The following is a 12374-nucleotide window of genomic DNA, read 5'->3' as shown; positions in this document are numbered from 1 at the left end:
TTCTGGGGGGTGAGGGACTGCTGGCCGTCGCACTTGGCGTGGGCGGGGTCGTTGTGCACCTCGATGATCAGGCCGTCGGCACCGGCGGCCACGGCGGCCAGGGCCAGGGGCTCCACCATCCAGTACATGCCGGCGGCGTGGGAGGGGTCGACGATGACGGGCAGGTGGCTCATCTGCTTGACGGCGGGGATGGCGGACACGTCCAGGGTGTTGCGGGTATAGGTCTCAAAGGTGCGCACCCCCCGCTCGCAGAGGATCACGTTCTCGTTGCCGGCGGCCATGATGTACTCGGCGGACATGATCCACTCCTCGTAGGTGTTGGACAGGCCCCGCTTGAGGAGGATGGGCTTGCTCATCTTGCCCACCTCCTTGAGCAGCTCGAAGTTCTGCATGTTGCGGGCGCCCACCTGCACCACGTCCACCTCTTCCTCGAAGAGCTCGGCCATGCGGGGGTCCATGATCTCGGTGACGATGGGCAGGCCGGTCTTCTTCTTGGCCTCCAGCAGCAGCTCCAGCCCGGCGGTGCCCATGCCCTGGAAGGAGTAGGGGGAGGTGCGGGGCTTGAACGCGCCGCCCCGGAGCAGGGCCGCGCCGGAGCGCTTCACGTCCTCGGCCACCTCGCAGATCTGCGCCTCGCTCTCCACGGAGCAGGGGCCGGCGATGACGGAGAAGCTGCCGCCGCCGATTTTGGCGCTGCCCACGGTGACCACCGTGTCCTCGGGGTGGAACTTGCGGTTGGCCTTCTTGTAGGGCTCCTGCACCCGCATGACCCGCTCCACGTGGGGGTTGATGGAGATCTTGTCCATGTCCACGGCGGTGGTGTCGCCCACCAGGCCCAGGATGGTGCACCCCACGCCGTTGGTGATGCCCACGTCCAGGTTCATTTTTTTCAGCTTCGCCACCAGCGCGTCAATGTCCTGCTTCGCCGTGCCGGGCTTCATGACAACTACCATAGTTCAACATCCTTTCTGTTTCTCCCGGAAGCCCGCAAAAAAGGGGCACCCATTGATGAAATCAATGAGTGCCCCGGCAGCTTCCAGGTACGATGAGGCCCCAAGAACGGCCCCGCCCATTCATTTCATCCCTCGTTTTTTCCCATGCCGAAAAAGCCGGTGCCCATAAATCGAGCCCAGCCAAAGGAAAAGACGAAGGATGCAGTTGTGAGGGTTCGGTAATCCATGATTTTCTCCCCACAATAACAGGTTAGGGTCATTATACCCCCGCAGTTTGGGAATTGCAACCGGAAATTTTCACAAATGGTCACCCCTTCCGCCGGGGATAGGGCGCTGTTTCGTCCGTCAGGCCCAGCAGATCGTCCACGCTGGTATGGTGGAACTCCGCCAGCTTGCGCAGGATCTCCGTGGGGATGTCCACATCGCCCCGCTCATAATTGCTGTAAATCCGCTGGCTGCAATTGAGCACCTCAGCCATCTGCTTCTGTGTCAGATCCCTGTCCTCACGGAGATCTCGGATGCGGCCGTATTTCATGCTTCCCACTTCATGGAAAGCATACGGGAGTCAATTGCTTTCCCTTGAATTTTAGCGAATTTTTCGCTAAATGCAGCCATCCGCAAGGTGCGGTGCCGTAGGCAGCAAAAGAGAGGACGGGGGTTTGCCCGTCCTCTCAGGCTGTCGAAAAAACCTCCGGGAGGAAAAGCCTCGCAGAGTTCCTGCGGCCGCAGCCACAGGAATCAAATCAAAATTCGTCATTTTCGGGGACATGCGCCTCGAAAATGACACTTCTCATGGCGGAAGGGGTGACTTTTTCGTAAGAAAACGAACCTCTTCCGCCATGTGGCCTTTCTCGAAAAAGCGGCAAAGCCGCTTTTTCGACACAAAGAGAGGACGGGCTTTTCAAAAGCCCGTCCTCTTTTTGACCTTGGTTTCAGCCCTCCAGGCCGGCGGTGAAGCGCACCAGCATGGTGGCCAGCTCGGCACGGGTGGCGGAGCCCTGGGGATTCAGGGTGCCCGCGTTGGTGCCGGTGAGCACCCCGGTGTTCACGGCCCAGGTGACGGCCTCAGAGGCCCAGCTGGACACGCTGGCAAAATCGGGATACTCCTGCGCGGCCATGCCGCCCTGGGTGGTGTCATAGCCCTGGGCGTTGGCGTAATTGTAGAGCATGGTGACGGCCTGCTCCCGGGTGAGGGTGCCGTCGGGGGAGAAGGTGGAGTCGCTGGTGCCGTTTGCCACGCCGTTGAGGCGGGCCCAGTACACCGCGTCGCCGTACCAGGAGTCGGCCACCACGTCGGCGAAGGGGTAGCCCAGGTTCTCGTCGGACAGGTCGGGCTGGCCGGCCATGCGGTACAGGGTGGTGACCAGCATGGAGCGGGTGGTGGTGACGCCGGGGCCGAAGGCGGTGGAGGTGACGCCGTTCATCAGGCCCTGCTCGGTGACGGCGGCCACGGCGTCGGCGTACCAGGCGCCGGCGGCCACGTCGGAGTAGCCGGTGGCGGGCTCCTCCGCGGCCTGGCCGTTCAGCACGGCGGCCCAGGCGGCGTTGGAGATGAAGTTGAACTCATCCCGCTGGTGAACCTTGTTGGTCAGGGTGTTGGCGAAGAGCACCACGTCCAGCTGGGCGCCGTCGGCGCCCGCGCCCTGGTAGGAGATGGCCTGGATAGAGTCGTCCAGGAAGTCCTGGTAGTGGTCGCCGGTGCTGGGCAGGAAGCCCTCCAGCAGGCCCTTGGAGCTGTCCAGCTGCACCAGCACCTGGGCGCCCTCGGGAATGGCGGCGAAGTAGCCCGCGCCGTAGCCGTAGAGCACGTCGTCCCCCTCGGCCACATAGCTGGCGGTGATCAGGCTGTCGGTGGGGTAGGTCACATAGGACAGGGCGTCCATGGCGGAGTCGCCGGCGGTCTCATAGACCAGTTCGCCGTCGGCAAAGAGCTCCACGGCGGAGCGCATGGCGTTGGAGCCGTAGCCGATATAGGGGGTGCCGGCCTGCACGGCGGCCAGGGCCTGGTCGTCCAGGGCGGCGGCGCCGATGATCAGATCGGCCTGGGCGGCGTTGTCGGTGACGGTGAAGCCCAGCAGCTCCATGGCCTGGCGGTCGTAGTTGTACTGGTAGGAGCCGCTGACCAGGCTGGTCTTGACAAAGCCGGAGTCGTTGTCGGCGGGCTTGCCGGAGATGTAGATCACGGGGGCCTTGGACAGGGGCTGGGCGCTCAGGCCGGACAGGGCGGCGGACACGCCCACGCCGGTGAGCAGGTAGTCGTCACAGACGCTCTGCCAGTCGGCATAGGACACCAGGAAGCTGCCCTCGTACTCGCCGGCGGTGATGAGGGAGACGGCCTTGCCCGCCCGGAGCAGGTCGTTGACGGCGGCGGTGGAGGCCTCGGAGGCGTTCATCAGCACCACGTTCTCCCCCTCCACGCCGGAGAAGGCGGAGGTCAGGGTCTCCACATAGGCCTGGGCGTCGGCGTAGTCCATGCCGTCGCCGCAGGCGGCGTCGATGGTCTCATAGGCGGCGGGCTCGGCGCACACCACCATATCGAAGCCCCGGGTGTAGTTGAAGGCGGTGATGCCCTCGGAGTAGAGCACCGGCCACTCGGTGATCACGGTGCCGTCGTAGAGCACGCCGTTGGCCACGCTGCGCTTGGCCTGGTACATGGACACGATCATGGTGCCGGCGGGGTACTCCACGCCGTTGTAGGTGAAGCTGTCCTCGGTGACGTTCACCGTGACGCCGTTGCGGGTCAGGTAGACCATCATCTCCGCGGCGGCCTGGAGGTTGGACTGGTTGGCCCCGTCCATGGGGATGATGTAGCACTCGGGATAGAAGTTGCCGTTCTGGCCCTCGCCGTCGTACTCGGGGCGGAACAGGTCGGCCTCGGCGCCCTCCACGTCGTACTGGTCGGTGAGCCACTGGCCCACCAGCTCATAGGCGTCGGAGTTGGCGTTGGTGACGCCCCGCTCGAAGATCCTGGTCTGGTTCAGCAGATAGCTCTCCTTGTTCTGGGCGATGTAGTTGGACTGGCCCAGCTGGCCGTAGGCCAGGCCCTGCACCATGTACTCGTCATAGGCGGGCACCTCCACGGTGTAGGACACGGTGCCGTGGAGCATGGCGTACTGGGGGGTGTAGCTGGTGGACATGTCGTCCCAGGGATCCAGCCACTGGGTCTGGTAGGAGCCGTCGGCGGCGGTCTCGCCGGTGTAGGTCAGGTAGTCCCGCTGGGGGATCACGTAGCTGTTGTGGCCGTCGTTGTTGGCAACGGCGGCAATGCCCAGGGCCTCGCCGCCGGCCATCAGGTGCTCGGCCAGCAGATCGTACTCGAAGTTGGGCTCGTGGGGCGGGTCGCAGGGCTCGCACTGGAACTGCTGCACCCGGCCGTGGAACTCGGCGAAGCTGACCGGGTTCCACTCCGCGATCAGCCGGGTCATGTTCTGGGTCTCGGCCTGGGTCTGGAAGGAGTTGTCCCGGTTCAGATCAAAGCCGCCGGAGGAGGTGCGGGTCACATAGGTGCGGCCCTCCACGTTCTCCTCGGGGACGATGATGAAGAACACGTCGTCCAGCAGCTCGTCCACATCCACGGTCTCGGTCTCGATGGTGTAGTACTGCTCCAGATCCACCACGGTGGAGACGCTGGCAGTGGTGCCGTCGGCGTTCTCCCCCTTCAGGTAGCCCAGGTAGGTGGCGGTGTCGGCCACCAGGTCGGGCACGGCCACGGAGCCCTCCTGGCCCTCGGGGCCCATCTGGGCGGCCAGCTCGGCCTCGCCCTCGGCGGTGAAGCCGGTGAGCTTGTCGTAGTCGATGGTGCCGCTCTCAGACGCGGCGGCCTCCACCAGCATCCAGGCGAAGGCCAGCACGCCGTCGCTGGCGGCCACCTCGTTGGCGTGGACGTTGGAGTACATCACGGGCACCTGGTAGTCGCCCAGGGTGCCGTTCTCAATCTTGGCAATCAGGGCGGTGGGATCGCTCTCGGCCTCGGCCTTGATCTCCTGCCACTTGTCCACCGCGGCCTCGCTCTTGGCGATGATCAGGTAGGGCATGTCCAGGCTCTCCATGCCGTTGTCGCCCTGGCTGGAGCCCATGGAGAACTGCTCCACATACAGCCCGGTGTTCTCCGCGGCGAAGTCCACGATGGCGCCGATGTTCTCATAGAGCTCCTCCATGGTGTGGAAGCTGTCGTAGGGGGCCACCTTCACGCCCTCCACGGCGCCCAGGGTCTGGCCGTCCAGGGTGGCGGTCAGGTCGTACCAGCCGCACACGTCCAGATAGGCGCCGCCGTTGGAGTGGGGGGCGCTGGCGTCGGGGGTGCTCTCCCCGGTGGAGCGGTTGGTGGTGTAGAAGTAGATCCCGCTGTCAAAGGTGACGGTGAGATAGACCTGGCCGTTCTCGGTCACCGCGCCGGTGGTGACGTTGGAGAACAGGGGGGTCTCCCCGTCGGTGCACAGCCAGGTATCCAGCGCGCCGCCGGCGGAGTGGTTGGGATAGAGCTCAGGATCCACATAGGGCTGGCTCTCGTCGTAGTCCAGAGACCAGACCACGCTTTCGGCGGCGGCCTGGGCCTCCGCCTCGGTCATGTCCACGGGGATTTTGGCCTCAAAGCTGCGGCCGGCGGTGAGGGAGATGGCGTCTGCGCCGCCGTCACCGGAGGTGTTGGTAAAGCTGGCTGCGGGCTCTGCGGCGGTGCCCTCCGCGGCGGAGGCGGGGATCACGCACAGGCTCACCAGCAGCGCCAGCGCCGTCACCAGGGACAGCAGCCGGCCAAGGGACGTGTGTTTCTTCATGCTCTTCACCTTTCTTCTTTCCACGCAAGTGAATAATATTCGTATATGAGCGAATATTTATGTATGAAAGAATAGCACTCCGCGCCCCGGTTGTCAAGAAAAAAATTGCCAAATCCGGGCAGGCATTCCTGTCCGGATTCGGCAATTTATATTCATGTTCTGTCTGCTGCGGCGGTCAGGGGACGGGCACCTCGAACTCCAGCTGGCCCATATAGCCGGGGGCCAGCTCATATTTCTCAAAGAGCACCACCGGGTTGCCCGCCTCGTTGATATAGAAGGCCTGATCCTCGTCGATGGAGGTGAAGCCGGCCTCGTCGTGGAAGAAGGTGGCGTCGGGGTCGGCGGCCTCCCGGGCGGCGATGCCCTCCCTCACCGCGGCGTTGGCCAGCTCCACATAGTCGGGCCCCAGCATATCCCGCAGGGTCAGCTCCCGCCCGGCCTCCAGGTCGATGTTATAGGTATACACCTCGGTGTAGGCGCTGGCCCGGGTCTCGGTCTCGGTGAGGATGAAGGACAGATACTGGTCGTTCTGGCACTTGATCTCGTAGTCCACGTCGATGATCACGGGGATGAACTCCGCCGCGTCGCCCCCCGTCTCCACGTAGGCGTCCCGGACAGACCGGGCCCGGTTCTCCGCCTCCTGGAGCACCTGCTCGATGCGGGTGCGGATCTCGGTGTTGATGCGCTGCTCCAGATCGGTGGACTCGGGCAGCTCCAGGGCGGGCATGCGCACGTCGATGAGCTGCTCCCGCTCGTCGATGGTGTACTCGCTGACGGTGAACACCCGGGCCAGGCCCCCCAGCACCGGCACATCGGACACCGCCCGGGCAAAGGTGGGGTTGGCGTTGACCAGCAGCACAAAGCAGGCGCAGGCGGCCAGGCCCCCGGTGAGGCCCCGCCGCAGGCCGCAACTGGCCCGCCGCCGCCGCGAGCCCGTCCGGATGGCCGAGGCCACGGCAAAGGACAGCTCCTCCGGCACCGGGGTCTGCGCGTAGCGGGCCCTTGCCCGCTCCCATACGTTGTCCATGTCAGCACTCCTCCCCCGTCAGCTCCCGCAGCTTCCGCAGGCTCTTGTACAGCCGGGACTTGACGGTGTTCAGATTGGTGGCGGTGACCCGGGCGATCTCCTCCAGCTTCATGTCCTCAAAGAACCGCAGGCGGATGATGGCCTGCTCCCGGGGCTCCAGCCGCTCGATGGCGTCGTAGAGATCCAGCCGCTCCGCCGGATCGCCCCGGGGGTCGGCCGCCTCGGGCGCGGCATCCTCCAGGGGCACCAGCCGCCGGGTGCGGCGGTAGTGGTTCATGCTCTCGTTGAGCAGGATGCGGTAGAACCAGGTCTTGATGTACTCCGGCCGGCGCACCGTGTCCGCCTTGGCCAGGGCCTTGACGATGCTCTCCTGCACCACGTCCAGGGCGGCGTCCCGGTTTTTGACATAGCTGAACGCCAGGCGGTAAAAGTCCTCCTGGTGGGCCACGAGATAGTCGGTCAGCTGCTGGTAGACGGTCTGCTCCAAGGCCGGGGCGCTCCTTCCTGGTTCTGTATCTGAGACGCGGCAGCCGGGGAAAAAGTTGCCGGGCGGGTCAAAAAAAGTGCCGGCGCTGGCCGGCACTTTGGGGGGATAATCTGGATTACGCCGACAGGCCGTCGATGGCGGCCCGGGCCGCGTCGGCGTCGGCACACACCGCCAGCAGCACGGAGCTGCCCCGCTGCTCGAGGATGGCGCTGTCCAGCTTGGTCACCTCGTCGGGCTGATAGCTCTCCAGGGCGGCCTTCTGGTCGGCCACCCGCTTCTCCAGCCCCTCCAGGGCGGCGGTGGCGGAGGTCTCATTGGCCATGACCAGCACGGCGATCTCCTCCGCGCCGGCGGACAGGGAGGTATACACCGCGCAGTCGGTGATGTCGGCGGCGTCCACGCCGTACAGGGCGGCGGCCACGTCCGCGTCCACCGCCTCCAGGGTCTCGGTAAAGGCGCCGGAGTCCATCAGGGCCTGGGCGGCGGCGGCGGGGTCGAAGGCCCCGGCCGCCTGGCTGTCACCACTGTCACCGCCGCAGGCGGTGAGGGTCAGGCACAGGGTCAGCGCGGCGGGAATCAGCCGCATCAGCATGGTTTTCATCTCTTTTTACGCTCCTTCCGCGGCGGTCTGTCCCGCCTCATATTCCTCCGGGGACACCGTGTGGTTCATCAGGTAGGCCAGCCACTTCTGGTACCAGGCCTTGGTGAAGTGCACCCCGTCCGCCGTGGCGTCGGCGGGGAGGATGCCGTTCTCATCGCTGAGGGCGGAGGCCACGTCCAGCAGGGCCACCTGGTGCTCTGTCGCCAGCTGGGGATAGATGGCGTTGTAGGCGGCCACCCGGTCATTGTTCACATAGGAGGGCTGCTTGTACTCGGCGCACTTCTGAGGGTTCACCGGCACCAGGTTTTCCAGGTAGATGATGGCGTTGGGCTGGAGGGCCTTGACCGTATCCAGGAACTCCGAGAAGGCCTGGTGATAGGCGTTGTCGTTGTAGTACCCCAGCTCGTTGACCCCCAGGGAAATGTAAATCTTGGCGTACTGGGGGCCCTTCTCCAGGGCCTCCACCACCGAGTAGGAGTTCCCGTTGAGCTCCACAATCTTCCGCTCGTCCACCTCAAAGATGGTCAGGCCCTTGTAGCAGTAGAAGTCCGCCCCCTGGATGCCGCTGTACAGCCGCAGGCCGTCGGTACGGGAGTCGCCGATGAACAGCGCGTCCTCAAAGTATTCCATCTCCACCTCCTCACTCTCCGGCACCGGCTGGGTGAAGTCCAGGGCGGGCACCGGGGTTGGGGTGGGCTCCGGCGTGGGCGTAGGGGTGGGGGTTGCCTCCGGCGTGGGGCTGGCGGAAGGGAGCGTGCGTGGCACCTCCGGGCTCTGGGCCGCGGCGGACTGGGCCGGGCCGCTGCCCAGGGAGGGGATGATAATCAGGGCCAGGCACACCGCCGCCGCCGCGGCCAGCAGGGGGATGGGATTGCGGCGGCGGGGCCGCTTCTGGGCCCGCTTGGGTCGGTAATTCGTGGGCAAGTCGCACACCTCGTGTCTTATGTAATTTGTGTGGAAGCGTTTGTGCGGGAGCCGCCCCCCAAAATCAGCGCCCGGAGGGCGGGGAAGCCGTCCGCCTCCCAGGTGGGGACGACGGCCGGATCGCCGGGCAGGCGGCGGGGGTTGAACCAGGCCGTGTCCAGCCCGGCATTTTTCCCGCCCTGGATGTCGGTGAGCAGGTTGTCCCCCACCATGAGCACCCGGGCGCGGTCGGGCTCCCCCAGGGCGCGGAGCACCGGGGCGAAGAAGGCGGGGTCGGGCTTGCTGGCCCCCACCTCCTCCGAGATGAACAGCCAGGGCACCACGTCCCGCAGGGGGGACGCCTCAAACCGGGCCCGCTGGGCCATGGCCACCCCGTTGGTGACGATGGCCAGGGTGCAGCAGGGGGCCAGCGCCCGGCACAGCTCCTCCGCCCCGGGCAGCAGGAAGGCCCCCTCCCCCAGGTGGGTCAGGTAGGCGTGGTTGACGGCGGCGGGGTCGCCGGAGCGGCCCAGGGCGCGGAGCAGCCGGGCAAACCGCTCCACCACCAGCCACTCCCGGGACACCTCCCCCCGGTCGAACTGGGCCCAGAGCGCCCGGTTGACGGCCAGGTAGGTCTCCTCCGTCTCCGGCGTGGCGGGCAGGCCGTACTCCGCCAGGGTGGCGCGGAGGGCCTCCGCCTCCGCCCGGTCGAAGTCGAACAGGGTGTTGTCCGCGTCAAAGAGCACATAGTCGTAGCGTGGCATGGCAGCCTCCTTTCACCGCCGGGGTTCCCGGCGGCGGTAGCTGGCAAACAGCCGCACGGAGGAGGCCACCAGCAGCACCCCTACCGCCAGCGCCCCGGCCAGCCCCAGGGTGTGCATCAGCGTCTCCAGAAAGAGCTCCGTCTCCCCGTTGACGGCGTGCTCCATGGTGTAGTAGATGCCGCCGCCGGGCACCAGGGGAAACAGGGCCACCAGCAGGTAGCTGGTAACAGGGCATTTGCGCACCCGGGCCATCCCCTCCGACCAGGCGGAGATGACCAGGGCGGCAAAAAAGGACTGGATGATGTCGCTGTGCACCAGGGGGGCGGTGAGCAGGTAGCACAGCCATCCAAGCCCCCCGCCGCCGGCGCAGATGAGCATGCCCGCCGCGCCGTGGATGTTGAAGAGCAGGGAGAAGCCGATGCAGGCCAGGAAGGCGTAGACGCAGGGCATAAAGTAGGTGACCGTCTCCATCACAGCGCCCCACCTCCCCCGATGAGCCCGGTGACGCCCAGGCCCAGGGCGGTGCCCAGGGCGATGGCCGCCCCGATGAGCAGGGCCTCCGCCCCCTTGCTGATGCCCGCCACCATGTCGCCGGCCATGATGTCCCGCATGGCGTTGGTGATGGCGATGCCGGGCACCAGGGCCATGAGGGCGCCGATGATGATCAGATCCCGGTGCGCCCCCAGGCCGGCGGCGGTGAGCAGCACCGCCGCCACGGCGGATGCCGCGGCCCCCGCGATGGTCTTGAAAAACAGGTTGGCTCCGAAGCGGGCCATCAGGGCGGAGCACAGGCCGATGACCACCCCGCACAGCCCGCCGCATATCCCGTCCCGCCACGTGCCGCCGTAGAACAGGGAGAACATGCCGCAGCCCAGGAAGTGGGCCGCCAACTGGACGGGGAGTGGGTAGACCACGTGGAGGCGGGCGATGGCCCGCATGCGCCTGAGCGCCTGGTCAAAGGGGGGCGTCTCCTGGCACAGGCGGCGGCACAGGCCGTTGTACTTCTCCAGCAGGTAGATGTCGGTGCCGTGGGGGGGCATGCGCCGAATCTGGGTCAGGGGCCGCCCCCCCGGGGAGATCAGGCTGACGATGATACAGTTGGGGATGGCAAAGACCTCTCCCCGGGGCACGCCGTAGGCCTCCAGCAGGCGGTGAATGGACTCCTCCACCCGGTAGATCTCCGCGCCGCTCTCCATGAGGCGGTAGCCCATCTCACTGACCATGTCCAGCAGCTTGTTGTAGTCCAGCTCCAATCCGGCATGCACCCGTCCTTTCGGAACCTCTGCCGCCGGGCGGGGCCGCCGCACCGATCTATAGACGGGGCGGCGGGGGAAAAAGTTGCGCCCCCCGGCGACAAATTTTGCGTTGTTTTTAGGGTACAGGGTGTCGAACCCTATACAGAGTAATCGTATCACGAAATATCCCCGCTGTCCAGAACAGACTTGTCCTTTTTTGCCCGGCCGCCGGGATGTGCCGGGCGCCCTCTTTGCCCTGGGGTGGGAGCGGCTCCTGCCGGTGGGCGGAGCCGCTCCGGAGGCCGGGGAGCCCTAGCCGCCCAGCAGCTCCACATTCCGCCGGATGCGGGCATTGTCCGGCTCCAGCGCCAGGGCCTGCCGGGCGGCCTCCAGGGCCTCCGCCCGCCGCCCGGTGCGGTACAGGCCGATGGACAGCAGATCCCAGGGCAGGCTCCCCCAGGCCCAGCCCTCGCAGATATAGGTCTGGGGCCGCATCTCTATGGACAGGGAGGCGCGGCACAGGTAGGCCACCCCGTCCCACTCGCCGGACTCATAGAGCTGCCAGGCCAGCTCCAGCCACGGCTCCCGCAGGTGGGGCGCCTCCCCCACGGCCCGCCACAGCCACCGGCGGGCCTCCGCCGGCTCCCCCTTCTGCACAAGGGCCCGGGCGATGTAGCGCATGGAGGCGCACCGCTCGTCGGCCCAGACGGCCGAGGGCAGGGACAGGTGCCGCTTCAGGGTGCGGATGCAGTCGTCCCACCGGCCGTAGTATAGATATTCCCGGCCCAGGTAGTGGGTATTCCGGTCGTCTCCGGGAGCTTCTTCCACCGACAGCTCCAGCAGGGGCAGATACTGCCCCCGGGACTTGGACGGGTCGGGGTGGTGATCCAGCTGCACCCCCGGCGCCGCCGCCTTCCCGCCCGGCGGAAAGCCGGGCAGCCGCTCCAGCACCTCGTGAACCGGGTGCACCCACCGCCAGCCCTGCCGGGAGTGGATCTTTTCACTCCAGAACACCGTGTCCTCCCCCCCGTCGGGGCGGAAGCTCCAGGTGTAGCGGTAGGACGCCTGGACGGTGTCCGGCCCCCAGGCGCCCTCCAGCGCCGCCCGCCAGCCGGGGCGGAACACCTCGTCCAGATCGGTGCACACGCAGATGTCCACATCCTCCGGCACCAGGGCCAGGGAGCGGTTGCGGGCCGCGTCAAACCGCCAGGGGATGATCTCCTCCTCCGCCACCACGGCGCCCATCGTCCGCAGGCGCTCCGACGTGCCGTCGGTGGAGCCGGTGTCCAGCACATACACCCCGTCGGCCTCCCCCATGGAGGCCATCCACCGCGCGGCAAACCGGGCCTCGTTTTTGCAGATGGCATAGACTGCTACCTTCATATCAGAGTCCTCCGGATCAGATGCGGGGGCGGCGCATCTGCGCCGCCCCCGCTTTTTGGGCGTTCAGGAGTTGGCCAGCAGGCCCGCGGCCCGCAGGTTGGCCAGCAGCTGGTTGAACTGGGTCAGCAGGGTGTTCTGGGTGGCGTTGGCCACCGCGGCCGCCGGAGTGACCGCCGGGCCGCTGGGGCCCGTGGGACCGGCAGGGCCGGTAGGCCCGGTGGCGCCCGCGGCGCCGGTGGGGCCGGT

11 protein-coding genes and 1 pseudogene are annotated in these 12374 nt (G+C 66.6%); all 12 read right to left on the bottom strand.

What is annotated here, in order from left to right; genetic code table 11:
• Positions 1-953, bottom strand: a 953-nt coding sequence (gene aroF, locus QZ378_RS09875; protein WP_291258143.1) for a 3-deoxy-7-phosphoheptulonate synthase, incomplete at its 3' end; no start/stop codon positions are given.
• A gap of 307 nt (positions 954-1260) precedes the next feature.
• Positions 1261-1488 (bottom strand): helix-turn-helix transcriptional regulator, encoded by a 228-nt coding sequence (locus tag QZ378_RS09870; RefSeq protein WP_291258142.1) that lies wholly within the window; start codon positions 1486-1488, stop codon positions 1261-1263.
• Between the two features lie 397 nt (positions 1489-1885).
• Positions 1886-5728, bottom strand: coding sequence for a M14 family metallopeptidase (locus tag QZ378_RS09865; protein WP_291258141.1), 3843 nt, complete (start codon positions 5726-5728; stop codon positions 1886-1888).
• A gap of 175 nt (positions 5729-5903) precedes the next feature.
• Positions 5904-6755, bottom strand: a complete 852-nt coding sequence (locus QZ378_RS09860; RefSeq protein WP_291258140.1) for a DUF3298 and DUF4163 domain-containing protein — start codon at positions 6753-6755, stop codon at positions 5904-5906.
• A 1-nt stretch (position 6756) separates the two neighbouring features.
• A complete protein-coding gene (locus tag QZ378_RS09855) occupies positions 6757-7242 on the bottom strand; it encodes a sigma-70 family RNA polymerase sigma factor (RefSeq protein WP_191380247.1) in 486 nt (161 codons plus the stop codon).
• 115 nt (positions 7243-7357) lie between these two features.
• On the bottom strand, positions 7358-7843 hold the full coding sequence (locus tag QZ378_RS09850; RefSeq protein WP_291258139.1) for a DUF4358 domain-containing protein: 486 nt from the start codon (positions 7841-7843) through the stop codon (positions 7358-7360).
• A 6-nt stretch (positions 7844-7849) separates the two neighbouring features.
• Positions 7850-8767 carry a GDSL-type esterase/lipase family protein gene (locus QZ378_RS09845; protein WP_291258138.1) on the bottom strand — a complete coding sequence of 306 codons (918 nt, stop codon included), beginning with the start codon at positions 8765-8767 and terminating at the stop codon, positions 7850-7852.
• Positions 8768-8784: 17 nt separating this feature from the next.
• Positions 8785-9510, bottom strand: coding sequence for a YjjG family noncanonical pyrimidine nucleotidase (locus QZ378_RS09840; RefSeq protein ID WP_291258137.1), 726 nt, complete (start codon positions 9508-9510; stop codon positions 8785-8787).
• Between the two features lie 12 nt (positions 9511-9522).
• Positions 9523-9981 carry a threonine/serine exporter family protein gene (locus QZ378_RS09835; protein ID WP_291258144.1) on the bottom strand — a complete coding sequence of 153 codons (459 nt, stop codon included), beginning with the start codon at positions 9979-9981 and terminating at the stop codon, positions 9523-9525.
• Positions 9981-10763: a threonine/serine exporter family protein gene (locus QZ378_RS09830; protein WP_291258136.1), complete on the bottom strand. Its 783-nt coding sequence runs from the start codon at positions 10761-10763 to the stop codon at positions 9981-9983. Before QZ378_RS09830 ends, QZ378_RS09835 begins: the two co-directional genes overlap by 1 nt.
• 294 nt (positions 10764-11057) lie before the next feature.
• Positions 11058-12128: a tetratricopeptide repeat protein gene (locus QZ378_RS09825; RefSeq protein ID WP_291258135.1), complete on the bottom strand. Its 1071-nt coding sequence runs from the start codon at positions 12126-12128 to the stop codon at positions 11058-11060.
• Between the two features lie 63 nt (positions 12129-12191).
• Positions 12192-12374: pseudogene (locus tag QZ378_RS09820) on the bottom strand (collagen-like protein); the annotation flags it as partial.

Source organism: Flavonifractor sp. (assembly GCF_019422385.1).
Taxonomy (GTDB): Bacteria; Bacillota; Clostridia; order Oscillospirales; family Oscillospiraceae; genus Flavonifractor; species Flavonifractor avistercoris.
This window is presented reverse-complemented; position numbering and strand designations above follow the sequence as displayed.